Source organism: Carnobacterium mobile DSM 4848 (genome assembly GCF_000744825.1).
GTDB lineage: Bacteria > Bacillota > Bacilli > Lactobacillales > Carnobacteriaceae > Carnobacterium_A > Carnobacterium_A mobile.
In genome coordinates, this window is sequence record NZ_JQMR01000001.1 from 255,647 (window position 1) to 280,988 (window position 25,342).

Genomic DNA, 25,342 nt, shown 5'->3' on the forward strand with positions numbered 1-25,342 from the left:
TTCAGGAGGTTTAGCTCAGCTGGGAGAGCATCTGCCTTACAAGCAGAGGGTCAGCGGTTCGATCCCGTTAACCTCCATTTTACGCAATACTATTGGTCTCGTGGTGTAGGGGTTAACATGTCTGCCTGTCACGCAGAAGATCGCGGGTTCGATTCCCGTCGAGACCGCCATTTTTATTGACGTATGTAATGAACCGAAAGGTTCCAATATGGCCTGGTAGCTCAGTTGGTAGAGCACTTGATTGAAGCTCAAGGTGTCGGCAGTTCGATTCTGTCCCAGGCCACCTTTTTTAAAGCGGAGGGGTAGCGAAGTGGCTAAACGCGGCGGACTGTAAATCCGCTCCTTCGGGTTCGGCAGTTCGAATCTGCCCCCCTCCACCATTTATTTAAAAAGAATAACCTTATTTTAAATAGGGGTATAGTTTAAAGGTAGAACTATGGTCTCCAAAACCATCAGTGTGGGTTCAATTCCTACTACCCCTGCCATTTTTAAAATAATGACGAGATAATTCATACCATGGCGATTGTGGTGAAGTGGTTAACACACCGGATTGTGGTTCCGGCATGCGTGGGTTCGAACCCCATCAGTCGCCTTTTTATTTTTGGGCTATAGCCAAGCGGTAAGGCAAGGGACTTTGACTCCCTTATGCGTTGGTTCGAATCCAGCTAGCCCAGTTTTTTACAATAAATACAACACTCCATTTTAAAAATGGCGGTATAGCCAAGTGGTAAGGCAGAGGTCTGCAAAACCTTCATCACCGGTTCAAATCCGGTTACCGCCTTATCTGATAAATGGGACGTTCATCTTATCTTGCCGGCGTGGCGGAATTGGTAGACGCGCTGGACTCAAAATCCTGTGCCCGCAAGGGCGTGCCGGTTCGATTCCGGCCGCCGGTATTCTAAAAAAAGTAGTATCAATTGTTTAACGACTGTTGATACTACTTTTTTATGGTCTAATTTTGGTTCTTTATCGAATTGTGTTGGTCATGCTTAATAATGAAATTTCCTCCGGAATTTACGCGTCTGCTTGCAAGAGCCATGGGGACGACTGGAGCCTTACATGTCTCCAGCCTTTCAAGCCTCAAACGAAGCCTAACCGCTTCGTAATTCGCATTGAATCCTTTACATGGCTGCAAGGAGCCGCTATTCCTCCGAAATTTTAAGTTGTGAAATAGACTCATTCTTCTTACTAACACTAAAAATAATAGAACTCTAATTTTGGTTTTCCTATAGCCTACCAAAACTTGGCAATAGTAGATTGGTTTTTCGGTTCTTAAAATGGTTATACAACATTGGACAAGGCCGGAGAAAGAAGTACATTTAAAATTAACTTGAATGGGCAATTGTAGTAGGTAGAAATAAGTATTCTTTTCCATACTAAGTTGACATGCTTTGTATGTTACCTTTTTTCATCTGTGTAAATAAATGATATAATAAGAAATCATAAATCATATCTATAAGGAGTTAGTAATTAAATGACATTTGCACTTGAAATAAATAACTTAAGAAAAGTATATGCTTCAGACGTCGAAGCGTTGCGTGGAATTAATTTAACGGTAGAAGAAGGTGACTTTTATGCACTGTTAGGTCCTAATGGTGCGGGTAAATCGACGACAATTGGAATTATTACCTCGCTTGTGAACAAAACATCAGGAAAAGTAACCGTTTTTGGTTATGATATTGATACAGACTTAGTGCGTGCAAAGCAGCAGATTGGTTTAGTTCCTCAAGAATTTAATTTCAATCCTTTTGAAACTGTCCAACAAATTTTGGTTAATCAAGCCGGGTATTACGGTGTTTCTCATAAAGAAGCTTTAAAACGCAGTGAAAAATATTTAAAACAATCTGACTTATGGGAAAAACGCAATGTACGCGCACGCATGCTTTCAGGTGGAATGAAACGGAGATTAATGATTGCACGTGCATTAATGCATGAACCCCGATTGCTTATTTTAGATGAGCCAACAGCAGGAGTAGATATTGAGTTAAGACGTGAAATGTGGGCTTTTCTAAGAGAGTTGAATGCAAGTGGCACAACTATTATTCTGACAACTCATTACTTAGAAGAAGCGGAGATGCTTTGCCGGAATATTGGAATTATTCAATCAGGTGAGTTGATTGTGAACACTAGTATGAAAGATCTTCTTTCAAAATTACAATTTGAAACTTTTATCTTTGATTTAGCTCCTTATGATAAAAAACTTGAAATTACAGGGTATAAGAGTTCTTTTGAAGACAAATTAACTCTTGCTGTTGAAGTTGAACGCAATCAAGGAGTCAATGCCATATTTGAGCAGCTTACCAACCAAGGAATAAAAGTTCTTTCCATGCGGAATAAATCTAATAGATTAGAAGAACTATTTTTAAAAATCACAGAAGAAAATCATTAAGTGGAGGTAAAAAATGTTTAATCTGTATTTTACTGCTCTAAAAAGTTTATCGATAAAAGAAACCAATCGCTATTTGCGTATTTGGGTGCAAACCTTAGTGCCGCCAGTAATCACTACATCACTATACTTTATTATCTTTGGGAAAATGATTGGGGGAAGAATCGGAGAGATGGGCGGGTTCTCCTATATGGAATTTATTGTGCCTGGACTTATTATGATGTCAGCAATCACAAGCTCTTATTCCAATGTATCTTCTTCATTTTTTTCTCAGAAGTTTCAGAAGAATATTGAAGAATTATTAGTTGCACCAGTTCCGGCACATATAATCATTTGGGGGTTTGTTATTGGCGGACTTGGAAGAAGTGTTCTAGTGGGCACACTTGTGACGATCATTTCTCTTTTCTTTGTGCCTCTTCATGTTTATTCATGGTTTATTATTGTCATTACCCTTTTGATGACGGCTATTTTATTTTCACTAGCAGGTTTAATAAATGGCATTTTTGCCCAATCTTATGATGATGTCTCTATAGTACCGACTTTTGTTTTACAGCCTTTGACTTATCTCGGCGGTGTATTTTATTCCATTTCAATGTTGCCGCCCGTCTGGCAAGCTATTTCAAAAGTTAACCCAATCGTTTATATGATTTCCGGTTTTCGCTATGGTTTTCTAGGAACAACAGATGTATCGATTATTGCATCTGAGACAATTCTTATTCTTTTTATCGTAGTGCTTTACGCTATTTGTTGGTACTTAATTGATAAAGGATATGGTTTGAGAAGTTAATAGTACAAAACGGACTGGATAAAAACTTAGATTTAAAGGGAGTTTTTTGGTATTTAGTTTAATATAGTAAAAAAAGACAGAAACTTATTATTTGAGCAAATAATAAGTTTCTGTCTTTTTTAGCTTTTGGAACCTTGGACATTTTCATTGGTCTAAAAAACTACTACATTCTTTATTTCTTCAATCATTCATACATATCTGCTAATAATAACCGCATTTCCATTATTAAAAAAACTATTAATTTTTCCAAATTATGTATTTCTGTAAAAAAGCTAAAGAAACGAAGAAGAGTTAAAAATTCACGAAAAGAATCAATTGTTTTACAATAAGAGAGAGGCATTAAAAGCAGAGATAGATAAAGGAGGAATAGTAGCATGAAGTTATTTAATAGTGAAGAATTAAGGTCTACAATAAGCGGAGAAGTGTATACCAAAGAGGATAAGGAATATACAAAGTTAAAAAGAGTTAAGAACCTTATTTTCGATCCTCAACCAGTTGCTATTGTAAACTGTCAGAGTGAAGCAGATGTAGTTCAAACGATTCGGTATTGTCGAGCAAATGAATGGCCGTTTACGATTAAAAGCACTGGTCACAGTGCCTCTGGCTTTAGTTCAGGAGATGAAAAAGTAGTCATTGATATTGCCGCTTTAAATCAAGTTGTAGTAGAAGAAACGTCCAAAAGAGTTCGTGTAGGTGGCGGAGCTAATTGGTTTAACGTTGCTCAAGCTTTGACACCCTATGATTTAGCTATTACTTCTGGAGATATGGGAGGAGTAGGAGTTGGCGGCAATGCTCAAGGAAGCGGCATGGGCTTTTTTGTTCGTAAGTTTGGTATAACTGCAGATCGTATTTGCGGAGCGCGTTTAATTAATGCAGATGGAGAAGTAGTCATTGTGTCAAAAGACAAACACCCTGATTTATTATGGGCTATACGTGGTGGGGCAGGAAATTTTGGAGTGGTCACAGAGTTTATTTTTGAAGCTCATGAAGGAGGAACCGTATTAGCAGGCAATCTATATTATGCATTTGATCAAAAAACTATTCAAGAATTAGCTGATTATCTGTATCATGCTCCAGAGGAATTGAATGGAACGCTTTCTTTTACCACATTTCCTTTTACTGATAAAATGCCTGAAAAAAATAAAAATCAATTAGTGATTGAGTTAATGATTTGTTTCAAAGGAAGGCAAATAAACTGTACCGAAATATTAAAGGATTTACAGAACTTTAAAGGTTATCTTTTTGATGAAGTTAAGCCTACTTCTTATGCTGATTTATTTCCGCCTATTGATCCGAGTGGAAGTACACTAATATTCAATTTGTATACGTCAAATATATCCAATTCATTGCTCAATGAATTGACAAAAGAATTAAGAGAAAGTGGAGATCCGCGATTAATCGCTCAAGTAAAAGTTTTAGGAGGCAACTTTGGGAAAGTTGAAAATGGCGCAATGGCTTATTCTCATCGAGACAGTCGTTATCTGGTCATTTTACGAAAAGGATTTGCTGCAGCAGAAGAAGCGCTAGCAGCTAATGAAAAGTGGAAGAAAAAGTGGGGCTTGTTGAAAGGATTTTCTGAAGGAATAGATATTAATTTCTTAGGTATCACTCAAGTGGATGAATTAAATCAAATGTATAAACCAGCCAACTTAAAGAAACTAAAACAACTTAAACAAAAATATGATCCTACTAATTGTTTTAGTGGAACACTGAATATTCAATAGTGAAACAAAATTTTTGAGATAAGAATAAGATAAAGAAATTCAAGTGCTGGTCAATGGATCAAAAGAATATAGATCAGCTAACCAATACTAGAAGATATAAAAGACTTGTTTTGCATTCCTTTACCAAAGGTTAAAAACATACTTCAATGGCGACAGTAGTGGAATAAAAATAGAGTTGATCTTCTATGCATCAGCTCTATTTTTAATAGTGAAGTGAAGCAACATAAAAAATAAAAATAAATAGAAAAAACTAATTGACAAGAAGCAGGTAGCAGTGTAAAGTATTATAAGTCGTCAGCTAACAAAGGAAGCAGTAAAATAATGAATAAAAATTCAAAATGATTTTTTTGTAGAATATTTATTGACTTATATAAGCAACCTATGCTATGCTGTTAAAGCAATGAAGCGATTATAGTTTTCTTTTAAGGGATTGAATAAAAATCCAAAAAAAAGAAAAATATTCAAATTAATTGTTGACAAGCAAAAAAAAGTTTGCTAAGATATAGAAGTTGTTAAAAACACAAAACAGCAAACACATTAGACCTTTGAAAACTGAACAAAGCAAGAACGAAATAACTGTGTAAGGTGGTTTAACAACGGTTAAACCAAAAGTAACAAAGTGAAAGAAATTTCGCTAGCAAGTCAAAAGAGCTTCAAACAGCATAATCGGTTGGAACCTTTCGAGGCAACAACTACTTTTATGAGAGTTTGATCCTGGCTCAGGACGAACGCTGGCGGCATGCCTAATACATGCAAGTCGAACGCTTTGATTCTACCGGGTGCTTGCACCCACCAGAATCAAAGAGTGGCGGACGGGTGAGTAACACGTGGGTAACCTGCCTATAAGTGGGGGATAACATTCGGAAACGGATGCTAATACCGCATAACTCCAACCACCTCCTGGTGGATGGATAAAAGACGGTTTCGGCTGTCACTTATGGATGGACCCGCGGCGTATTAGCTAGTTGGTGAGGTAATGGCTCACCAAGGCAATGATACGTAGCCGACCTGAGAGGGTGATCGGCCACACTGGGACTGAGACACGGCCCAGACTCCTACGGGAGGCAGCAGTAGGGAATCTTCCGCAATGGACGAAAGTCTGACGGAGCAATGCCGCGTGAGTGAAGAAGGTTTTCGGATCGTAAAACTCTGTTGTTAGAGAAGAACAAGGATGAGCGTAACTACTCATCCCCTGACGGTATCTAACCAGAAAGCCATGGCTAACTACGTGCCAGCAGCCGCGGTAATACGTAGATGGCAAGCGTTGTCCGGATTTATTGGGCGTAAAGCGAGCGCAGGCGGTTCTTTAAGTCTGATGTGAAAGCCCCCAGCTCAACTGGGGAAGGTCATTGGAAACTGGGGAACTTGAGTGCAGAAGAGGAGAGTGGAATTCCACGTGTAGCGGTGAAATGCGTAGATATGTGGAGGAACACCAGTGGCGAAGGCGACTCTCTGGTCTGTAACTGACGCTGAGGCTCGAAAGCGTGGGGAGCAAACAGGATTAGATACCCTGGTAGTCCACGCCGTAAACGATGAGTGCTAAGTGTTGGAGGGTTTCCGCCCTTCAGTGCTGCAGTTAACGCATTAAGCACTCCGCCTGGGGAGTACGGCCGCAAGGCTGAAACTCAAAGGAATTGACGGGGACCCGCACAAGCGGTGGAGCATGTGGTTTAATTCGAAGCAACGCGAAGAACCTTACCAGGTCTTGACATCCTTTGACCACTCTAGAGATAGAGCTTTCCCTTCGGGGACAAAGTGACAGGTGGTGCATGGTTGTCGTCAGCTCGTGTCGTGAGATGTTGGGTTAAGTCCCGCAACGAGCGCAACCCTTATTACTAGTTGCCAGCATTCAGTTGGGCACTCTAGTGAGACTGCCGGTGATAAACCGGAGGAAGGTGGGGATGACGTCAAATCATCATGCCCCTTATGACCTGGGCTACACACGTGCTACAATGGATGGTACAACGAGTCGCAAGACCGCGAGGTCAAGCTAATCTCTTAAAGCCATTCTCAGTTCGGATTGCAGGCTGCAACTCGCCTGCATGAAGCCGGAATCGCTAGTAATCGCGGATCAGAACGCCGCGGTGAATACGTTCCCGGGTCTTGTACACACCGCCCGTCACACCACGAGAGTTTGTAACACCCGAAGTCGGTGAGGTAACCCTTTTGGGAGCCAGCCGCCTAAGGTGGGATAGATAATTGGGGTGAAGTCGTAACAAGGTAGCCGTATCGGAAGGTGCGGCTGGATCACCTCCTTTCTAAGGAATTTAACGGAACCTACACAGTCGTTCTTCTTTTGTTCAGTTTTGAGAGGTTTAATCTTCTCAAAATCGTTGTTCTTTGAAAACTGGATATTGTTTAATTGTAAAAATTGTAAGAAACCGAGAAACACACCGCGTTTGTAAGAGTTTGAAACGAATCCTTATCTTTTATAAGATGAGAAGATTCCTATTAACAACAACCATAGGTTAAGTTAATAAGGGCGCACGGTGGATGCCTTGGCACTAGGAGCCGAAGAAGGACGGGACTAACGCCGATATGCTTTGGGGAGCTGTAAGTAAGCTGTGATCCAGAGATTTCCGAATGGGGAAACCCAACACCCTTTATCGGGTGTTACTGTTGACTGAATACATAGGTCAACAGAGGTAGACGCAGAGAACTGAAACATCTAAGTACCTGCAGGAAGAGAAAGAAAATTCGATTCCCTGAGTAGCGGCGAGCGAAACGGGAAAAGCCCAAACCAGAAAGCTTGCTTTCTGGGGTTGTAGGACTGAACACATAGAGTCATAAATGAATGAAGTAAGAGAAGCGACCTGGAAAGGTCTGCCAAAGAGGGTAAAAGCCCCGTATCTGAAACTTCGTTCACTCTGATCAGTATCCTGAGTACGGCGGAACACGAGAAATTCCGTCGGAATCCGGGAGGACCATCTCCCAAGGCTAAATACTCCCTAGTGACCGATAGTGAACCAGTACCGTGAGGGAAAGGTGAAAAGAACCCCGGAAGGGGAGTGAAACAGCACCTGAAACCGTGTGCTTACAAGTAGTTAGAGCCCGTTAATGGGTGATAGCGTGCCTTTTGTAGAATGAACCGGCGAGTTACGATCCCATGCGAGGTTAAGTTGATGAGACGGAGCCGCAGCGAAAGCGAGTCTGAATAGGGCGAATGAGTATGTGGTCGTAGACCCGAAACCAAGTGATCTACCCATGTCCAGGTTGAAGGTGCGGTAATACGCACTGGAGGACCGAACCCACGTATGTTGAAAAATGCGGGGATGAGGTGTGGGTAGCGGAGAAATTCCAATCGAACTTGGAGATAGCTGGTTCTCTCCGAAATAGCTTTAGGGCTAGCCTCGGAATTAGAATCATGGAGGTAGAGCAACTGTTTGGACTAGGGGCCCTTCTCGGGTTACCGAATTCAGATAAACTCCGAATGCCATTGATTTATATCCGGGAGTCAGACTACGAGTGATAAGATCCGTAGTCGAGAGGGAAACAGCCCAGACCACCAGCTAAGGTCCCAAAGTTTCTGTTAAGTGGAAAAGGATGTGGGGTTGCTTAGACAACTAGGATGTTGGCTCAGAAGCAGCCATCATTTAAAGAGTGCGTAATAGCTCACTAGTCGAGTGACCCTGCGCCGAAAATTTACCGGGGCTAAACAGAACACCGAAGCTGTGGATAGAACCTTTTGGTTCTATGGTAGGAGAGCGTTCTAAGGGCGTCGAAGCTGGACCGTGAGGACTGGTGGAGCGCTTAGAAGTGAGAATGCCGGTATGAGTAGCGAAAGACGGGTGAGAATCCCGTCCACCGAATGACTAAGGTTTCCTGGGGAAGGCTCGTCCTCCCAGGGTTAGTCGGGACCTAAGTCGAGGCCGATAGGCGTAGACGATGGACAACAGGTTGAGATTCCTGTACCAGTTCGTTTTGTTTGAACGATGGAGGGACACAGTAGGCTAAGGAATACGTGCTGTTGGATATGCACGTCCAAGCAATAAGTCTGGGAATGAGTCAAATGCTTATTCCCTTAAGGACAAGTTGTGATGGGGAGGGAAATCAAGTACCGAAGTTTCTGATGTCACACTGTCAAGAAAAGCTTCTAGTGAGAAACGATCTGCCCGTACCGCAAACCGACACAGGTAGTCGAGGAGAGAATCCTAAGGTGTGCGAGAGAACTCTCGTTAAGGAACTCGGCAAAATGACCCCGTAACTTCGGGAGAAGGGGTGCTGACCATTTGGTCAGCCGCAGTGAATAGGCCCAAGCAACTGTTTATCAAAAACACAGGTCTCTGCTAAATCGAAAGATGACGTATAGGGGCTGACGCCTGCCCGGTGCTGGAAGGTTAAGAGGATGGGTTAGCCGTAAGGCGAAGCTCAGAATTGAAGCCCCAGTAAACGGCGGCCGTAACTATAACGGTCCTAAGGTAGCGAAATTCCTTGTCGGGTAAGTTCCGACCCGCACGAAAGGCGTAATGATTTGGGCACTGTCTCAACGAGAGACTCGGTGAAATTATAGTACCTGTGAAGATGCAGGTTACCCGCGACAGGACGGAAAGACCCCATGGAGCTTTACTGCAGTTTGATATTGAGTGTTTGTACAGCTTGTACAGGATAGGTAGGAGCCAATGAAGCCAGGACGCTAGTCTTGGTGGAGGCAATGGTGGGATACTACCCTTGCTGTATGACCACTCTAACCCTCAGCCATGATCTGGCTGGGAGACAGTGTCTGACGGGCAGTTTGACTGGGGCGGTCGCCTCCTAAAGTGTAACGGAGGCGCCCAAAGGTTCCCTCAGAATGGTTGGAAATCATTCGTAGAGTGTAAAGGCAGAAGGGAGCTTGACTGCGAGACCTACAAGTCGAGCAGGGACGAAAGTCGGGCTTAGTGATCCGGTGGTTCCGCATGGAAGGGCCATCGCTCAACGGATAAAAGCTACCCTGGGGATAACAGGCTTATCTCCCCCAAGAGTCCACATCGACGGGGAGGTTTGGCACCTCGATGTCGGCTCATCGCATCCTGGGGCTGTAGTCGGTCCCAAGGGTTGGGCTGTTCGCCCATTAAAGCGGTACGCGAGCTGGGTTCAGAACGTCGTGAGACAGTTCGGTCCCTATCCGTCGCGGGCGCAGGAAATTTGAGAGGAGCTGTCCTTAGTACGAGAGGACCGGGATGGACACACCGCTGGTGTACCAGTTGTTCTGCCAAGGGCATTGCTGGGTAGCTATGTGTGGACGGGATAAACGCTGAAAGCATCTAAGCGTGAAGCCCCCCTCAAGATGAGATTTCCCATCACGTAAGTGAGTAAGACCCCTGAGAGATGATCAGGTAGATAGGTTGGAAGTGGAAGTACAGCGATGTATGGAGCGGACCAATACTAATCGGTCGAGGACTTAACCAATTTTTTAAACGGTGAACGAACGGTTTAAAACCAACTTTACAGTAAACAATACCCAGTTTTGAGAGAACAACGTTCTCTTATATGCAAGATGTGCGGTGGCAATGGCAAGAAGGTCACACCTGTTCCCATGCCGAACACAGCAGTTAAGCTTCTTAGCGCCGATGGTAGTGAAGGGTTTCCCTTTGTGAGAGTAGGACGTTGCCGTGCATCTTTTTTATTCCGCAATAGCTCAGCTGGTAGAGCGCATGACTGTTAATCATGATGTCGCAGGTTCGAGCCCTGCTTGCGGAGTTACATAGTTGTCTATGGAAAAAAGTAACCAAATGAGAGTGTTAACAGAACCAACTTGGAGAGTTGTCCGAGCGGCCGAAGGAGCATGATTGGAAATCATGTAGGCGGTGCACACTGTCTCAAGGGTTCGAATCCCTTACTCTCCGTTACACTAATTTCGGCCCGTTGGTCAAGTGGTTAAGACACCGCCCTTTCACGGCGGTATCACGGGTTCGAATCCCGTACGGGTCATGTACTTCAGGAGGTTTAGCTCAGCTGGGAGAGCATCTGCCTTACAAGCAGAGGGTCAGCGGTTCGATCCCGTTAACCTCCATTTTACGCAATACTATTGGTCTCGTGGTGTAGGGGTTAACATGTCTGCCTGTCACGCAGAAGATCGCGGGTTCGATTCCCGTCGAGACCGCCATTTTTATTGACGTATGTAATGAACCGAAAGGTTCCAATATGGCCTGGTAGCTCAGTTGGTAGAGCACTTGATTGAAGCTCAAGGTGTCGGCAGTTCGATTCTGTCCCAGGCCACCTTTTTTAAAGCGGAGGGGTAGCGAAGTGGCTAAACGCGGCGGACTGTAAATCCGCTCCTTCGGGTTCGGCAGTTCGAATCTGCCCCCCTCCACCATTTATTTAAAAAGAATAACCTTATTTTAAATAGGGGTATAGTTTAAAGGTAGAACTATGGTCTCCAAAACCATCAGTGTGGGTTCAATTCCTACTACCCCTGCCATTTTTAAAATAATGACGAGATAATTCATACCATGGCGATTGTGGTGAAGTGGTTAACACACCGGATTGTGGTTCCGGCATGCGTGGGTTCGAACCCCATCAGTCGCCTTTTTATTTTTGGGCTATAGCCAAGCGGTAAGGCAAGGGACTTTGACTCCCTTATGCGTTGGTTCGAATCCAGCTAGCCCAGTTTTTTACAATAAATACAACACTCCATTTTAAAAATGGCGGTATAGCCAAGTGGTAAGGCAGAGGTCTGCAAAACCTTCATCACCGGTTCAAATCCGGTTACCGCCTTATCTGATAAATGGGACGTTCATCTTATCTTGCCGGCGTGGCGGAATTGGTAGACGCGCTGGACTCAAAATCCTGTGCCCGCAAGGGCGTGCCGGTTCGATTCCGGCCGCCGGTATTCTAAAAAGCACCAGCAGTCTTTGTACTGTTGGTGCTTTTTTCTTTGGTTCTATCATTTTTGATGTTGCTAAGCAAAATGGATCTATTCTACAATCTTGATGTTTTTGGAGGAATAGTGGTTGCTTGCAGCCATGTAAAGGATTCAAGCCTCAAACGAAGCGGTTATGCTTCGTTTGAGGCTTGAAAGGCTGGAGACAGATAAGGCTCCAGACGATCCCATGGCTTCTTGCAAGCAGACACATAAATTTCGGAGGAAATTTCACTATTTAAGAATTACCAACACGAAAAAGAGCCTTTCTTTTCGATAACAGGTAGTGGTGATTTCAAAATGTGCTGAAAGGCACTTTTTTTAATAGTAGTTAATTGAAGAGGTTATGTAGTTAAATGAACTGGAAAAATAATGGAACCTAAAAGCTATATGCTTAATACCTTTTATTAAGTGCCTTAAGATTTCTATTGTAAAAATGAAAACGGATACTATAATAGAAAGTAAGCAGTTAGGAGCTGGTAGTGAATGCAAAATGAAAGTAATGTAACCATTATTAGTAATAAGTACAAGGATAGTATTGAAAAAATCTATCAAGACCTTTACTCGTGCATAATTGATATTGCGGATATTTACGGGACAAATGCAATATGTTCTGCAGAAGCAATGCAGACTATCTTTCAAAGAATAGATGCTCAATCAACATCCAAGCTTTTCTTTCTGGGTAATGGAAATTTTCATTACTTGTCTTATGGGCTATTGAAAAAGATAAAAACTTCTTTTACTTTGATTGTCTATGATCACCATAATGACGCTGGAAAGCTTGCTTACAAAGACTTGATTTCTTGCGGGTCTTGGATAAATGATGCAGTTCTTTATTTACCTAATTTAAAAAAAGTTTACATTATTGGGGTAGGAGAAGAACAAGAAAAAGAGATGTTGCCTGAAGTTGGTCAGAAAATTGAGATTATTAGAGAAGAAGCAATGACTGATGAGAAAATGGCGGAAATTTCTGAAACTATTCCAACTACCGATATCTACATTAGTGTAGACCGAGATATATTATCAGAAAAAGAAGTTCAGACTAATTGGAACCAAGGTAATATTAAAATAGAAAAGTTGATTCAGTCAATAGATTTAGTTCTCCACGCTCATCAGTTGATAGGCGCAGATGTGTGCGGAGATTTAGAATGGGATTATACTTCAGAATTTCGTTACCCTATAACTGAATACCGGAAAAAATCCGCTGCAATAAATAAGTGGTTATTTGATTTTCTAGCTAAAAAAATGAAACAAGTAAGTGTGGCTTTTACCTTAAAGAAGCCTTGATTCATAAAACAAAATAATAAAAAGAAAACAGCTAGATGTATTTATTTGAGAGGCTTTTTTCTCTTAATGAGGACTGGAAAAATTTAGCCGGAGAGCAAGTATTAATCAAGCTTGTTACAGGTCTTTTTTCAAAAGGACACAAGGTACTTCATTCTCATAAAATTCTTCAGATGCTGTTGTGTAGCCTATTTCTCTATAAAAAGAAGCAGCAGACTGTTCGGAATGGATAACAGCTTGTGTGCATCCTTTCTTACGACCAATTTTTTCTAATGTTTGAATGACAGTTCTTCCCAAGTTCTGACCGCGATATTCTTTCAATGTGGCAATTCGTCCAATTCGAATCGTTGCATCATCAAGTAATTCATATCTTCCAGTAGATACAGGCTGTTTATTCTCATAAATTACCACATAAACTAAAGAGGATCGATCCTGTTCATCAAACTCTTCTTCCAATTTCATATTTCGTTCTAGGACAAAGACAGACATGCGCACATAAAAAGCGGCTGCTTTATTCCAAATTTCGTTACCTATATGAATCTTCATCAGTAATCCAGTCCTCCTAAAATTACAAATTGATAAGTTCTATTTTGACAAAGCATTGAATGAAAGTCAACAAGAGAAGTATGCTTAGACATGTTCATAAATTTTTATACTTAAGTAAGTAACAAGCTGTTTTTTATTGCATTTTGACAACATTATTTGTATGATAAAGAGAGATATGAAAGCGCTTTATATACTAGGGGTTTTTAAGTTTAAATGAGAGGAGGAAAGCTTTAAGTAGTGGAAGGTGGAAGGTGTGGTGCACATTACTGCTGTACTTTTGAACAGGTAGCTACTAATGAGATAAGGAGAGAATCATATGTCGACAAAAGAAACTTTTCAAAAATCAGAAATAAGAAAAGACAACCCGATTTTTTCGCCATTGCGAGCAGTGATTGAGACTTCTATGTACGGAAATAATGTGAATAAAGTAACGAGCGTAGCTGAGGCTTATGAATTAGCTCTAAAAGCTCCAGTTACTATCGTGACAGATTTACCTGTGAAATACCCAGAAAAATTAGACTTACCCAAGGATACAAAGGTTTTAGTCGAAAATGGTGGCTCAGTAGTTGGAAGAACGGCGGCGGCTCGAAGAATCGTAGGAAACAACCAAGAGGAAGATGCTAAGTTAGCGGCAATCGTTCGAGATGCTATTTACCAAGGGTCTTTAAAAAAACGTTATAAAACAGCTGCTTATGTAGGTTTGGATTCAGAATTCATGGTCAAGGCCCATCTTTCAGTACCGGAAGGACAAGAAAATAATCTGTATTCCTGGCTGTTGAATTTCCAAGTAACCAATGATTTCTACGATAAGATGTATGCAGCATCTCGTAAAATCAATGCTGGAGATATTTTTATTTATTCAGATCCGACTTGGCATCATCCTGATTATCCTATGGGATTAGCTTATTTTGATACAGACCATAATGCAGCTATTATTTTAGGAATGAATTATTTTGGCGAATTGAAAAAAGCTACTTTGACGCTAGCTTGGGCTACAGCTCATCGAATGGGGTATGCTTCTTGTCATGGAGGCCAAAAGAAATTCACATTAGCGGATGGATCAAATTACGTTTCGGCTTTCTTTGGATTGTCTGGTTCAGGCAAATCAACACTGACACATGCGAAACACAATCAAAAATACCAAATTGAAGTGTTGCATGACGATGCCTTTATTATTTCTTTATCTGATGGATCTTCAATTGCTTTAGAACCGGCTTACTTTGACAAAACACAAGATTACCCTTCGAACCATGAAGAAGTCGATTACTTTGTTACTGTTCAAAATGTAGCTGTCACTTTAGATGAAGCTGGAAATAAAGTTCTGTTAACTGAAGACTTGCGTAATGGTAATGGACGTACAGTTAAATCGCGCTATTCTACTCCTAATCGTGTCGACCGGTTTGATGAACCGATTGATGCTATTTACTGGATTATGAAAGATGAAAGTCTTCCGCCTGTCATTAAAGTAGAAGATCCCGTATTAGCAGCGAGCTTTGGAGCAACATTGGCTACTAAACGTTCCTCAGCAGAGCGGCTAAAAGAAGGAGTAGACATGAATAAGCTAGTAATTGTTCCTTATGCAAATCCTTTCCGGGTTTATCCGCTGGCAGAAGACTATCAACAATTTAAACAGCTGTTTAAAGAGCAAAAAATAGAGTGCTATATTCTGAACACCGGATTTTTCTTAGATAAAAAAATTACTCCCGAAGTGACACTGAACAGCATTGAATCAATTGTTGATGGGACTGCAGAATTTGAATCATTTTGCGGAATTGAGCAGATGAGCTATCTAAAAGTGGCCGGGTATGAGCCGGACTTTACGGACGAAGCCTATAAACAACTTGTTTTTGACCGGATTCAAATGCGTATAGAACATATACAAGAAAAAAATGAAGCAGGCGGAATGGATGTTTTACCGAATGAAGCGTTAGAAGCAATGAAAAAAGTTGTGGATCGTTAGTCCAAGTACTTTTTACTCTGAATAGGAGTGATGTAAAAATGTCAGAAAAATATCTGGAAATTACAGAAACCGTTTTACGGGACGCTCATCAAAGTTTAATGGCCACTCGTATGACAACGGAAGAAATGCTGCCCATTATCGAAAAAATGGATCGAACCGGTTATTATTCCTTAGAGTGTTGGGGCGGGGCTACCTTTGATGCAGCTATTCGTTTCTTAAATGAAGACCCTTGGGAACGTTTGCGCGAGATAAAAAAAAGAGCACCTCAGACAAAACTTCAAATGTTACTAAGAGGACAAAACTTATTAGGCTATCGTCATTATGCAGATGACATTGTCGATAAATTTATTGAAAAAGCTCACGAAAATGGTATTAATGTTTTCCGTATTTTTGATGCTTTGAATGATACGCGTAACTTAGAAGCTTCTTTGAAAGCTGTGAAGAAATATGGGGGACATGCGGAGCTGACGATTTGCTACACGATCAGTGATGTTCATACGATTGATTACTATGCTAAGTTAGCGGAGCAATTGCAGCAAATGGGAGCTGACTCCATTTGTATTAAAGATATGGCAGGGATCTTAACACCGTATACAGCTGACAAATTAGTTAAAAGGTTAAAGGAAGGGCTGACTATTCCACTAAGCCTCCATACTCATGCGACCAGCGGAATTTCTCAAATGACTTATTTAAAAGCAGTGGAAGCTGGAGTAGATAGAATTGATACAGCTATTTCGCCGTTTTCAGAAGGGACGAGTCAACCTCCGACTGAATCGATGGTGCTTTCTTTAAATGAAGGAGAAGCAAAAACAAGAGTAGACGTTGCATTATTGGAAGAGATTGCTGATTATTTTAAGCCGATACGAGATCATTATTTAGCTTCAGGTGTATTAAACCCTAAAATGATGGGGGTTGATCCCAAGGCGCTTTTGTATCAAGTACCAGGAGGAATGTTATCTAATTTATACGGTCAATTAGAGCAAGCGAAAGCCACAGATAAATACGACCAAGTTTTAAAAGAAGTACCAAAGGTCCGAGCAGATCTAGGCTATCCGCCTTTAGTTACACCAATGAGTCAAATGGTAGGCACACAAGCCGTTTTTAACGTGTTGTCAGGTGAAAGATACCAAATGGTGCCAAATGAAATTAAAGAATATCTGCGAGGCTCCTATGGGCAAAGTCCGGTACCTGTCAAAGAAGCTTTTCGAAAGCAGATCATTAAAGACGAAGAAGTGATCGTGGATCGGCCGGCTAATCATATTTTACCGGAGTTTGATCGCTTAAAAGCTGAATTGGGTGAGTTGGCAAAAAAAGATGAAGATGTTTTAACGTATGCTATGTTTCCTCAAGTCGGCAAAGCTTTTCTTGAAAAGAAATACTCCCAAATAAATGCCAACTCAACTGTAAATAAAAGCGAGCAGCAAGAAAACAAGTTGATCAAAATAAGAGCAGTGATGTAAAGGAGACGACATAAGATGGACTTTACTTTGATAGATGGAGTTATAGTTATGGTAACCAGTCTAGTCATTGTTTTTTTAGCGTTGGTTATTTTACAATTTGTCATTGAAGTAATGCACCGCTTCATTCAGCGTAAAGAAAAAGCAGCCCCTTCAGCAACTGATCATACAGAAGAACCAATTGTCGTAAAAGACGAAGAAACAGAATTAGCGGCTGCCTTAATGGCACTTATTTTAGCAAACGAAGATCAACAAAATAAAAGCTATCAAATAACGGAGATTAAAAGAATTCATTAGGGGTGTTGGGAATGAAACAATACGAAATTCAAGTAAATGGAAAAGTCTATCACGTTTCTGTTAAAGAACTTCCAGAACAAACGGATCTAACTCCAACCACATCTCAAGAAATTTCTGAAAAACCTGCACCTTCTTTTTCACGTTCCGATACGGAAGCTGAATCATCTGCCAGTATGAAAGTAACTGCTCCCATGCCGGGAACAATTTTATCGTTAGCTATAAAAAAAGGACAAGCTGTAGAAGCAGGTGAAGTTTTGTGTATCTTGGAAGCTATGAAAATGGAAAATGAAATAGTAGCACCTCAAAGTGGAATCGTGTCAAGTATCTCTGTCCATGAAAATCAAATTGTGGAAGCAGGAGACACTTTGGTTGTGTTCTAAAACATTGGAGGAATTCGTATGTTGGATGCTCTGAACGAAATGATTCGAACTTCAGGATTTGCAAACTTGACGTACAAAGAGTTGATTATGTTGGTCTTAGCTTGTTTTTTCCTTTATTTAGCGATAAAAAAAGGGTATGAACCTTATTTGCTGATCCCGATTGCTTTTGGTATGTTCTTAGTCAACCTGCCTTTAGCAGGATTGATGTCCCCTCCGTTAAACGGAGAAAATGGCGGTTTATTGTATTACATTTACCAAGGAATCGATTTGGGGATCTTTCCACCTTTGATTTTTCTTTGTCTAGGTGCTGCTACTGATTTTGGACCGTTGATTGCTAATCCTAAAACGTTATTATTAGGCGGAGCAGCACAAATTGGCATCTTTATTGCTTTTTTCGGTGCATTGATTTTTGGTATGACACCTCAAGAAGCAGCATCGATTGGAATAATTGGAGGAGCAGATGGACCTACCGCTATTTTTTTAACGACTCAACTGGCTCCGCATTTATTATCTACGGTTGCCATTGTCGCGTATTCTTATATGGCCTTGATTCCGATTATTCAACCGCCAATTATTCGGTTGTTAACGACTAAGAAAGAACGCGAAATAAAAATGGAACAGTTACGGGAAGTTTCTAAAACAGAAAAAATTATTTTTCCCATCATAACGACATTAATTGTCGGCTTAGTAGTCCCTTCAGCTACGCCTTTAATAGGCATGCTGATGCTTGGAAATTTAGTGAAAGAAAGCGGACAAGTCCCCAAAATCACTGAAACACTGCAAAATGCCTTTATGTATATTGTAACGATTTTATTAGGCTTATCTGTGGGGGCAAAAGCAAGTGGAGGGGCTTTCTTAACGATTGAGACATTGCAAATTATTGTTTTAGGTTTGATTGCCTTCTCAGCTGGGACCGCAGGCGGGATTTTAATGGGGAAAGTTATGAACAAATGGTCAGGCGGAAAAATCAATCCAATGATTGGTGCTGCAGGAGTATCTGCTGTCCCAATGGCTGCACGTGTCGTTCAAAAAGAAGGAGTTAAAGCTAACCCAGCTAATTTCTTATTGATGCATGCTATGGGACCCAATGTCGCAGGAGTGATTGGTTCTGCAATAGCGGCTGGAGTATTATTATCTTTTTTGAATTAGCAATGTATCATTTAATGAGATGGTGAGTGAAAATTATTTTTGATATCTACTTGAAACTCCGCTATACTTTTCTAAAGAGTTTAAATAAAAGTAAAGGTGTGGAAGAGATGGAGCTAACAAGAGAGACAGCAACTGAACGCATTGCTTTATTAGAAAAAGAATACCAGCAGTACCTTGAAAAACCTATGAATTTAACGATTACAAGAGGAGTACCTAGTAAAGAGCAATTGGCTTTATCTGAATCAATGCTCGGTTTATTAAACCAACCAGAAGATTTTATCAGTAATGGAACCATTGATATTCGTAATTATGGAGAATTAACTGGGATTTATGAAGCAAAAAAATTGTTTTCTGAACTATTGGGAGCAGAAATAGAAGAAACGCTGATCGGCGGAAATTCTAGTTTAAGCTTGATGTATTTGGTGCTGGCAACTAAATTTTTTATGGGGGAGCACCCTTGGAAAGCAGAAAAAAAAGTAAAATTTCTTTGTCCTAGTCCTGGATATGATCGTCATTTTTCAATGACTGAACATTTAGGTATTGAAATGATTCCGATAGAAATGGATGAAAACGGACCTGATATGGATGAAGTAGAACGTTTATCAGCAAATGATTCAGCTGTGAAAGGAATCTGGTGTGTTCCAACCTATAGCAATCCGACAGGTATAACGTATTCTGATGAAGTGGTTGATCGACTAGCGAAAATGACCACCAAAGCACCGGATTTTGCCATCCTATGGGACAATGCTTATCTGGTGCATCATTTAACAGACGTGCATAAAACAGCAAAGAATATACTGACTGTTTGTAAAAGAGCTGGAAATGCAAACCGAGTTTGGATGTTTTGTTCGACTTCTAAAATAACGTTCCCAGGAGCGGGTGTTTCAGCATTAGCTGCTTCAAAAGAAAATATTGCTTTGATTGCTAATGAGCTATCCTATCAAACAATTGGATACGATAAATTAAATCAAATGCGGCATGTAAAATTTTTACAAGATCCTGACCAAGTAGCCGTTCATATGGCCAAACATGCTGCAATATTAAAACCAAAATTTGATTTGATCAAGGAAAAACTGCATGAACGATTTGATGGCAAAGCATTAGTTGAATGGACAGAACCTGCTGGCGGTTATTTTGTGCACCTGACGACACTAGAAGGATGTGCCACAAAGATAGTGGAAGCTTTGGATAAAATCGGGGTAAAAGTAACGACAGCCGGAGCAACTTATCCCTATGGAAAAAACCCGAAAGACAACAGTATCCGCTTAGCTCCGACATCTGTCGCATTACCTGACTTGAGTCAGGCGATGGATGCAATTGGTCTGTGTATTGAATTAATCAGCTTAAAAAAAAACATTTATAAACTTAATTGAATAGAAAAATTAGGAAGAGATGCCACTTTTTTATTAGTAAAGGTTGCATCTCTTTTTAATTGTACGTATAATCGAAAATAGATTAAAAAATGATAAGAGTAGAAGGAGACGTTTATGGAAATTATTAAACTAATTGGAATTTTGATCATTATAGTAGGTTTTCTTTTAAAATTTGATACCATTGCGGTTGTTTTAATTGCCGCTTTGGTTACTGCTTTGGTCTCAGGAATTTCATTTACAGATTTTTTAGCTTTATTAGGAGATGCTTTTGTCTCTAACCGACTGGTAACCTTATTTTTACTGACTTTACCGATGATTGGATTAATAGAAAGATTTGGATTGCGGCAACAATCCGTTAAACTGATTGAGAAAATGAAAGGATTGACTCCTGGTCGCTTTCTGTCTATCTATATGGTCATTCGTGAATTAGCTGGAGTCTTTTCTATTCGAATCCAAGGACATACACAATTTATTCGGCCACTGGTTGAACCGATGACTCAAGCAGCAGCTGAGGCAAAATATGGTGAACTCGACGAGGAAGACATTGAACGGCTGAAAGCACGTTCTGCTGCAACAGAAAATTACGGTAACTTTTTTGCTCAAAACACTTTTATTGCAGCAGCTGGTGTTTTATTGATTGCAGGTACACTAAAATCTTTGGGATATGATGTGTCAGAAGTTGCGATTGTTCAAGCTTCTATTCCAATTGCTTTAATTGCGCTGATTATGGTTGCAGGATCAAATATTTTATTCGATCGTAAATTGCAACGGAAGTATGGAAAGAAAACCAATCTGCCGGCACAAAAGGAGGAAAAGTAATCAATGGAAACTCTTATAACAAATTTATTAGAATTTTTCTTTATTGTGGTTGGTTTATTGTTGATGTACACCGCTAGTAAAGTTTTTAGCGATAGCAACCACCCAACACGTTTAGGTACAGCATTATTTTGGCTATTATTAGGTATCGTATTTGCGTTTGGCAACTTTATACCGGCAATGATTAATGGAGCATTGATTCTAGTGATGGGCGTATTAACCTTATTCAAACAAGTTCGTTTAGGAGAAGTCAAAACAGTGAACGAAGATGAAGCTTTAAAAGCTAGTGAACGCTTGGAAAATACAATTTTTATTCCGGTTATTGCTTTAGCAGTTGTGGCAGTTTTGGTTGCACAATTCACACCGCTTGGAGGACAAGTCGGAATTGGGATTGGGTCTGTTGCTTCTTTAGTCATTGCGGTTTTTCTAACCAGATCAAACCCAAAAATGGTTTTAGATGAAGGCGATCGGATGATCCAACAAGTCGGTACGACAGGCATCTTGCCACAATTATTAGCAGCGCTGGGCGTTATTTTTACGGCAGCTGGTGTGGGAGATGTTATAGCAAGTGGAATCTCTACTTTTATACCGGAAGGCAATCGTTTATTAGGCGTTATCGCCTATGTGTTAGGCATGGTTATTTTTACAATGATCATGGGAAATGGCTTTGCGGCGTTTACAGTGATCACAGCGGGTATTGGGCTGCCTTTTGTTATGGCTCAAGGAGGAGACCCCGTTATCGCAGGAGCTTTGGCTTTAACTGCTGGTTTTTGTGGAACGTTGATTACACCGATGGCTGCTAACTTTAATGCGTTACCAGCTGCTTTATTAGAAATGAAGAATCCGAATGGTGTGATCAAAGAACAAGCACCCTTTGCTATCGTAATGATTGTGGTTCATATTGTATTAATGTACTTCTGGGCATTTTAAAAGAAGCCCACTTAAATAAAAACAAACATTAAATAAGAATGGTTAGTTTTGCTATATTAAAAAAAATATGGTAAATTTCATAAAGAATGGAACAATTGAAAGGAGTTTGACAATAAATGAAAGTATTAGTAACAGGTTTTGACCCATTTGGCGGAGAAAAAATCAATCCAGCTCTCGAAGCGGTTAAAGGTTTAGAGGATACCATCAAAGGTGCAGAAATTAAAAAATTAGAAATTCCAACAGTATTTGGTAAAGCAGCTGAAGTTGTGAAATCAGCCATTGAAGAGTTTCACCCAGATGTAGTTTTAAATGTGGGACAAGCAGGAGGACGTTTTGCACTTACTCCTGAACGTGTAGCAATCAACGTGGATGATGCTCGTATCCCCGATAATGAAGGCAATCAGCCAATTGATGCAGCAATTCAAGAGCAAGGAGATGCAGCTTATTTTACTCAATTGCCTGTTAAAGCAATGGTAACAGCAATTAAATCAGCTGGGTTACCTGGAGCTGTTTCCAATACAGCTGGAACATTTGTCTGCAATCACATTATGTACCAAGTACAGTATTTAATTGCTACGAAATATCCGGAAATCAAAGGCGGATTTATTCATGTGCCGTTCATTCCTGAACAAGTAGTCGACAAAGCGGGTCAACCGTTTATGAATTTGTCTGATATGACAAAAGGATTAACCGCAGCGATAGAAGCAATCGTCGCTTTTGATGGCAAAGAAGATTTAAAAGAAGTAGGAGGAGCGATTCATTAAGATGCAAGAAGAAGTTTTCCGACCAGTTTTTGTTTATGGCAGTTTAAAAACTGGTGAATTCAATTATAAACGTTATCTAGATGGCAAAGTACTCACCGTTGAACCAAAGCGTGCCCGTATCAAAGGCAAACTGTATGATATGCCATATAAAGGATATCCTGCTCTTCAGGTTGAAGCTCTTAGTTCAGATTGGGTATATGGCGAAGTAGTTGAACTGCTGGATTACGAAACAACTTTATCTCAATTAGACGGATTAGAAGGTTATTATGGAGCAGATCATCCGGCTAATGAATATGAACGCAGTATTAAGACCGTCGAGGTATGGCAGGAGCGGACTCAAGAATTTATTGCTCAGAAAGCTTTTGTTTATCTTTATCGTGTAGAAAATGATGCCCGTTTCACCGAACAAGCTCAAGCAGTAAAAGATGGGATTTGGCGGCCAAGCGTAACGAGCAATACTGTTGAATAAATTAATATACTTTCGATAAAAAAATGTTCTTTAGCGTTAGAAGTAGAAATTTTTTTAAAGTTTATAATAGTTTGTTTCACAATAACGAAAAAGCAAGAAATTTTACTACAATCAGTTGATATAGTTAAAATAAAAAAGTACTTTCTTATTGCGTATTAACAACGCTAAATAAGGAAGTACTTTTTTTTTGCAGTAAACTTATTTCTCTTTAGTTCCATCTTTTTTATAAATAATCACTTTTGTGCCTTTATTGTCAGCAATTTCTTTGGCACGTGAAACAGCTTCTGTTTTTTTATCATAAGTATCACTGGGACGTTTAGCGTCTTTGGTTTTAACTACCCAATGATCGTCTTCGTAAAAGACTTCCACAGGCTTATCCAATAACTTTGGATTGGCACTAGAAGTATCATGAGAATCGTTCTTTTTAGGATTTGATTCTTTTTTTAACTCCTTTTTTTCTTTATCGCTAGCATTTTCCATCCATTCTTTTGCTTGAGAGATGGCAATAGGGATGGCGCGATCATCTTTGTAACCATTTGCCAGTAAGGCATTGGCAATATCGATGGTTTTCTTACGGAGTAAAGGATCAAAATTTTTCAATGAAGCAGGATAATCATTCATATCCCATGGCATATTCATCATCCTTTCAAATGCTTTCATATTTTGTACTTAATTTAGTTATAACACTCTAAACAGAGAGTGGCAAACAATAAAGCTTTTAAGCATCTAATGGTTTGTCAAGGAAGCGGGCCCTGTTTTTCAATGAATTAAGACGTGATTCCACTTCTCAATAATGGTATAGTATGTTTAATTATAAATAGAGCATATTTGCAGCTGAAGTAAAGAAAAAGGGCTAATAAAACTTAGTATTAATAGTCTTATATTTATGAGTAGTGTTACGAAATTGATAACAAACTATTCTGAATTTAAACCTAAAAAATTACCGTTAATGATTAATATGTAAACTGGGAAATTCGACTAAACTCGTTTGAGAAAAGTCGAGTAATTAATTTTTTCTCTTGCTATTATGTAGATGTGAGTTAGGAGGAGACGTATGATACAAAATCTTAATCAGCTTATGGATTATATTGAAGAACACTTAACCGAAGAGATGTCCATAGGAAAAGTTGCTAAAACAGTAGGAATATCTGAGTATCACCTCAAAAGAACTTTTTCATTTATTGCAGGAATTTCGTTATCACAATACATTAAAAAGCGTAAACTGGCTTCTGCAAATGTTGAATTAATCGATGGAGAAAAAGTGACTGAGATTGCATTTAAATATGGCTATCAATCAATCGATGGATTTTCAAGAGCTTTTCGTGATTGGAGTGGTTATTTACCTTCTGAAGTATCAGAAAATAAAGTTCAAAAGTCGTTTCCTAAACTCACATTTTATATTGATGTAAAAGGAGGAAGTTCAATGGAATTTAGAATTGAAAAAAAAGACAAGTTTAATCTAGTAGGTATAACCAAAGTTGTGCCAATTCAATTTGAAGGTGAGAACAACGCAATACAAGAACTCGCACAATCGATTACAGAAAGTCAAAGAAACGAAATGCGTGAATTGGGAGATGTATATCCTTACCAATTTTTGAATGCTTCATATAATTTTGATGAAGAAAGATTAGAAGAAAAAGGAAATTTGACACATATGATTGGGTATGCAACAACAAAAAGAAACCATTACTCAGACTTGGAGCAAACTTCTGTTGAAAGTAACACATGGGCAATTTTTCCAAACCAAGGATCATTTCCAACGACACTGCAAGAAACCTGGGGGAAAATTTACTCTGAATGGTTACCAGATTCAAACTATGAATTAGTTAAAGCTCCTGAAATTTCATTTACCAAATTTGATAATAATCAAAATAATCTGTATAGTGAAATTTGGATCGCAGTAAAAGAAAAATAATTATATATTGATTAAGTCAATGCAATCACAATTAAAAGAAATAGAGAGAGTAGAGCAATGTTATATTGATCTGCTCTCTTATTATGTAATTAAATTAAGCATAACTAGCATTGTATAACTACTCAATTAAAAAGTACTGAATTTGAGATGAAAGATATGATATAAAAGAATACTACAAATTGGTCTTATCCATCAGTTGCAGATTATTTGAGTTTGCTAAGGGGCTCACTTATTTCGTATAATAAAATAGAAGACAAAGGAAGG

The 25,342-nt window shown here is 39.8% G+C and carries 17 protein-coding genes, 21 tRNA genes and 3 rRNA genes; 39 read left to right on the forward strand and 2 right to left on the reverse strand.

Annotated elements, in window-relative coordinates; genetic code table 11:
- Positions 1-4: 4 nt before the first annotated feature.
- The 28 genes from BR87_RS01065 to BR87_RS01200 all read left to right on the forward strand — a co-directional run bounded on the left by BR87_RS01065 (position 5) and on the right by BR87_RS01200 (position 13,025).
- Positions 5-77 (forward strand) — tRNA-Val (locus BR87_RS01065).
- A gap of 17 nt (positions 78-94) precedes the next feature.
- Positions 95-170: transfer RNA gene (locus tag BR87_RS01070), tRNA-Asp, on the forward strand.
- 40 nt (positions 171-210) lie between these two features.
- Positions 211-283, forward strand: a tRNA-Phe gene (locus tag BR87_RS01075).
- A gap of 13 nt (positions 284-296) precedes the next feature.
- Positions 297-380, forward strand: a tRNA-Tyr gene (locus BR87_RS01080).
- 31 nt (positions 381-411) lie between these two features.
- Positions 412-485: transfer RNA gene (locus BR87_RS01085), tRNA-Trp, on the forward strand.
- A 34-nt stretch (positions 486-519) separates the two neighbouring features.
- Positions 520-592 (forward strand) — tRNA-His (locus BR87_RS01090).
- Between the two features lie 10 nt (positions 593-602).
- Positions 603-674 (forward strand) — tRNA-Gln (locus BR87_RS01095).
- Positions 675-710: 36 nt separating this feature from the next.
- Positions 711-781: transfer RNA gene (locus BR87_RS01100), tRNA-Cys, on the forward strand.
- Between the two features lie 31 nt (positions 782-812).
- Positions 813-896 (forward strand) — tRNA-Leu (locus tag BR87_RS01105).
- Between the two features lie 578 nt (positions 897-1,474).
- Entirely contained in the window at positions 1,475-2,389 is a 915-nt protein-coding gene (locus tag BR87_RS01110; RefSeq protein WP_035027661.1) for an ABC transporter ATP-binding protein, read from the forward strand.
- Positions 2,390-2,402: 13 nt separating this feature from the next.
- Positions 2,403-3,173, forward strand: coding sequence for an ABC transporter permease (locus tag BR87_RS01115; RefSeq protein ID WP_035027664.1), 771 nt, complete (start codon positions 2,403-2,405; stop codon positions 3,171-3,173).
- A gap of 374 nt (positions 3,174-3,547) precedes the next feature.
- Positions 3,548-4,897 (forward strand): FAD-binding oxidoreductase, encoded by a 1,350-nt coding sequence (locus BR87_RS01120; protein WP_035027667.1) that lies wholly within the window; start codon positions 3,548-3,550, stop codon positions 4,895-4,897.
- Between the two features lie 696 nt (positions 4,898-5,593).
- Positions 5,594-7,155: ribosomal RNA gene (locus BR87_RS01125) — 16S ribosomal RNA — on the forward strand.
- A gap of 208 nt (positions 7,156-7,363) precedes the next feature.
- Positions 7,364-10,285: ribosomal RNA gene (locus tag BR87_RS01130) — 23S ribosomal RNA — on the forward strand.
- 91 nt (positions 10,286-10,376) lie between these two features.
- A 5S ribosomal RNA gene (gene rrf / locus BR87_RS01135) occupies positions 10,377-10,492 on the forward strand.
- Together the 16S, 23S and 5S rRNA genes with 12 tRNA genes alongside form the textbook arrangement of a ribosomal RNA operon.
- A gap of 11 nt (positions 10,493-10,503) precedes the next feature.
- A tRNA-Asn gene (locus tag BR87_RS01140) sits at positions 10,504-10,576 on the forward strand.
- A gap of 57 nt (positions 10,577-10,633) precedes the next feature.
- Positions 10,634-10,722, forward strand: a tRNA-Ser gene (locus tag BR87_RS01145).
- Positions 10,723-10,735: 13 nt separating this feature from the next.
- Positions 10,736-10,807: transfer RNA gene (locus BR87_RS01150), tRNA-Glu, on the forward strand.
- A gap of 9 nt (positions 10,808-10,816) precedes the next feature.
- Positions 10,817-10,889, forward strand: a tRNA-Val gene (locus BR87_RS01155).
- 17 nt (positions 10,890-10,906) lie between these two features.
- Positions 10,907-10,982, forward strand: a tRNA-Asp gene (locus tag BR87_RS01160).
- Positions 10,983-11,022: 40 nt separating this feature from the next.
- Positions 11,023-11,095 (forward strand) — tRNA-Phe (locus BR87_RS01165).
- A gap of 13 nt (positions 11,096-11,108) precedes the next feature.
- Positions 11,109-11,192: transfer RNA gene (locus tag BR87_RS01170), tRNA-Tyr, on the forward strand.
- Between the two features lie 31 nt (positions 11,193-11,223).
- A tRNA-Trp gene (locus tag BR87_RS01175) sits at positions 11,224-11,297 on the forward strand.
- Positions 11,298-11,331: 34 nt separating this feature from the next.
- Positions 11,332-11,404 (forward strand) — tRNA-His (locus BR87_RS01180).
- Between the two features lie 10 nt (positions 11,405-11,414).
- Positions 11,415-11,486: transfer RNA gene (locus BR87_RS01185), tRNA-Gln, on the forward strand.
- A 36-nt stretch (positions 11,487-11,522) separates the two neighbouring features.
- Positions 11,523-11,593, forward strand: a tRNA-Cys gene (locus BR87_RS01190).
- 31 nt (positions 11,594-11,624) lie between these two features.
- Positions 11,625-11,708, forward strand: a tRNA-Leu gene (locus BR87_RS01195).
- A 516-nt stretch (positions 11,709-12,224) separates the two neighbouring features.
- On the forward strand, positions 12,225-13,025 hold the full coding sequence (locus BR87_RS01200) for an arginase family protein (protein ID WP_035027670.1): 801 nt from the start codon (positions 12,225-12,227) through the stop codon (positions 13,023-13,025).
- A gap of 114 nt (positions 13,026-13,139) precedes the next feature.
- On the opposite strand, the gene BR87_RS01205 is transcribed toward BR87_RS01200, so the two are convergent.
- Complete coding sequence (locus BR87_RS01205) at positions 13,140-13,568, reverse strand: GNAT family N-acetyltransferase (protein ID WP_035027673.1); 429 nt, start codon at positions 13,566-13,568, stop codon at positions 13,140-13,142.
- Positions 13,569-13,884: 316 nt separating this feature from the next.
- On the opposite strand from BR87_RS01205, the gene BR87_RS01210 reads away from it, so the two are divergent.
- The 10 genes from BR87_RS01210 (at position 13,885) to BR87_RS01255 (ending at position 23,163) form a co-directional block, all read left to right on the forward strand.
- Positions 13,885-15,528: a phosphoenolpyruvate carboxykinase (ATP) gene (locus BR87_RS01210; protein ID WP_035027676.1), complete on the forward strand. Its 1,644-nt coding sequence runs from the start codon at positions 13,885-13,887 to the stop codon at positions 15,526-15,528.
- Positions 15,529-15,566: 38 nt separating this feature from the next.
- The gene (locus BR87_RS01215) at positions 15,567-16,988 is read left to right on the forward strand and encodes an oxaloacetate decarboxylase subunit alpha (protein WP_035027679.1); all 1,422 of its coding nucleotides are present in this window, start codon (positions 15,567-15,569) and stop codon (positions 16,986-16,988) included.
- 15 nt (positions 16,989-17,003) lie between these two features.
- Positions 17,004-17,282 (forward strand): OadG family protein, encoded by a 279-nt coding sequence (locus BR87_RS01220; RefSeq protein WP_035027683.1) that lies wholly within the window; start codon positions 17,004-17,006, stop codon positions 17,280-17,282.
- An 11-nt stretch (positions 17,283-17,293) separates the two neighbouring features.
- Complete coding sequence (locus BR87_RS01225) at positions 17,294-17,662, forward strand: biotin/lipoyl-containing protein (protein ID WP_035027686.1); 369 nt, start codon at positions 17,294-17,296, stop codon at positions 17,660-17,662.
- Positions 17,663-17,680: 18 nt separating this feature from the next.
- Positions 17,681-18,811, forward strand: coding sequence for a sodium ion-translocating decarboxylase subunit beta (locus BR87_RS01230; RefSeq protein WP_035027689.1), 1,131 nt, complete (start codon positions 17,681-17,683; stop codon positions 18,809-18,811).
- A 107-nt stretch (positions 18,812-18,918) separates the two neighbouring features.
- Positions 18,919-20,184, forward strand: a complete 1,266-nt coding sequence (locus BR87_RS01235) for an aspartate aminotransferase type Ic (RefSeq protein ID WP_035032655.1) — start codon at positions 18,919-18,921, stop codon at positions 20,182-20,184.
- 114 nt (positions 20,185-20,298) lie between these two features.
- Positions 20,299-21,003, forward strand: coding sequence for a DUF969 domain-containing protein (locus BR87_RS01240; RefSeq protein ID WP_035027692.1), 705 nt, complete (start codon positions 20,299-20,301; stop codon positions 21,001-21,003).
- Between the two features lie 3 nt (positions 21,004-21,006).
- On the forward strand, positions 21,007-21,930 hold the full coding sequence (locus BR87_RS01245) for a DUF979 domain-containing protein (RefSeq protein WP_035027695.1): 924 nt from the start codon (positions 21,007-21,009) through the stop codon (positions 21,928-21,930).
- A gap of 116 nt (positions 21,931-22,046) precedes the next feature.
- Positions 22,047-22,694: a pyroglutamyl-peptidase I gene (gene pcp / locus BR87_RS01250; protein WP_035027698.1), complete on the forward strand. Its 648-nt coding sequence runs from the start codon at positions 22,047-22,049 to the stop codon at positions 22,692-22,694.
- Position 22,695: 1 nt separating this feature from the next.
- Positions 22,696-23,163, forward strand: a complete 468-nt coding sequence (locus BR87_RS01255; RefSeq protein ID WP_035027702.1) for a gamma-glutamylcyclotransferase family protein — start codon at positions 22,696-22,698, stop codon at positions 23,161-23,163.
- A 198-nt stretch (positions 23,164-23,361) separates the two neighbouring features.
- Here the strand turns inward: BR87_RS01255 and BR87_RS01260 are convergent, their stop codons facing one another.
- Positions 23,362-23,796, reverse strand: coding sequence for a DUF2188 domain-containing protein (locus BR87_RS01260; RefSeq protein ID WP_035027705.1), 435 nt, complete (start codon positions 23,794-23,796; stop codon positions 23,362-23,364).
- A 421-nt stretch (positions 23,797-24,217) separates the two neighbouring features.
- On the opposite strand from BR87_RS01260, the gene BR87_RS01265 reads away from it, so the two are divergent.
- A complete protein-coding gene (locus BR87_RS01265; RefSeq protein WP_035027709.1) occupies positions 24,218-25,078 on the forward strand; it encodes an AraC family transcriptional regulator in 861 nt (286 codons plus the stop codon).
- The last annotated feature ends 264 nt before the right edge of the window (positions 25,079-25,342 follow it).

Excerpts from the sequence above, each read along its gene's own strand:
- BR87_RS01110 (WP_035027661.1), top strand. The coding sequence starts at position 1,475 with ATGACATTTGCACTTGAAATAAATAACTTAAGAAAAGTATATGCTTCA.
- BR87_RS01115 (WP_035027664.1), top strand. The coding sequence starts at position 2,403 with ATGTTTAATCTGTATTTTACTGCTCTAAAAAGTTTATCGATAAAAGAA.
- BR87_RS01120 (WP_035027667.1), top strand. The coding sequence starts at position 3,548 with ATGAAGTTATTTAATAGTGAAGAATTAAGGTCTACAATAAGCGGAGAA.
- BR87_RS01200 (WP_035027670.1), top strand. The coding sequence starts at position 12,225 with ATGCAAAATGAAAGTAATGTAACCATTATTAGTAATAAGTACAAGGAT.
- BR87_RS01205 (WP_035027673.1), bottom strand. The coding sequence starts at position 13,568 with ATGAAGATTCATATAGGTAACGAAATTTGGAATAAAGCAGCCGCTTTT.
- BR87_RS01210 (WP_035027676.1), top strand. The coding sequence starts at position 13,885 with ATGTCGACAAAAGAAACTTTTCAAAAATCAGAAATAAGAAAAGACAAC.
- BR87_RS01215 (WP_035027679.1), top strand. The coding sequence starts at position 15,567 with ATGTCAGAAAAATATCTGGAAATTACAGAAACCGTTTTACGGGACGCT.
- BR87_RS01220 (WP_035027683.1), top strand. The coding sequence starts at position 17,004 with ATGGACTTTACTTTGATAGATGGAGTTATAGTTATGGTAACCAGTCTA.
- BR87_RS01225 (WP_035027686.1), top strand. The coding sequence starts at position 17,294 with ATGAAACAATACGAAATTCAAGTAAATGGAAAAGTCTATCACGTTTCT.
- BR87_RS01230 (WP_035027689.1), top strand. The coding sequence starts at position 17,681 with ATGTTGGATGCTCTGAACGAAATGATTCGAACTTCAGGATTTGCAAAC.
- BR87_RS01235 (WP_035032655.1), top strand. The coding sequence starts at position 18,919 with ATGGAGCTAACAAGAGAGACAGCAACTGAACGCATTGCTTTATTAGAA.
- BR87_RS01240 (WP_035027692.1), top strand. The coding sequence starts at position 20,299 with ATGGAAATTATTAAACTAATTGGAATTTTGATCATTATAGTAGGTTTT.
- BR87_RS01245 (WP_035027695.1), top strand. The coding sequence starts at position 21,007 with ATGGAAACTCTTATAACAAATTTATTAGAATTTTTCTTTATTGTGGTT.
- pcp (WP_035027698.1), top strand. The coding sequence starts at position 22,047 with ATGAAAGTATTAGTAACAGGTTTTGACCCATTTGGCGGAGAAAAAATC.
- BR87_RS01255 (WP_035027702.1), top strand. The coding sequence starts at position 22,696 with ATGCAAGAAGAAGTTTTCCGACCAGTTTTTGTTTATGGCAGTTTAAAA.
- BR87_RS01260 (WP_035027705.1), bottom strand. The coding sequence starts at position 23,796 with ATGCCATGGGATATGAATGATTATCCTGCTTCATTGAAAAATTTTGAT.
- BR87_RS01265 (WP_035027709.1), top strand. The coding sequence starts at position 24,218 with ATGATACAAAATCTTAATCAGCTTATGGATTATATTGAAGAACACTTA.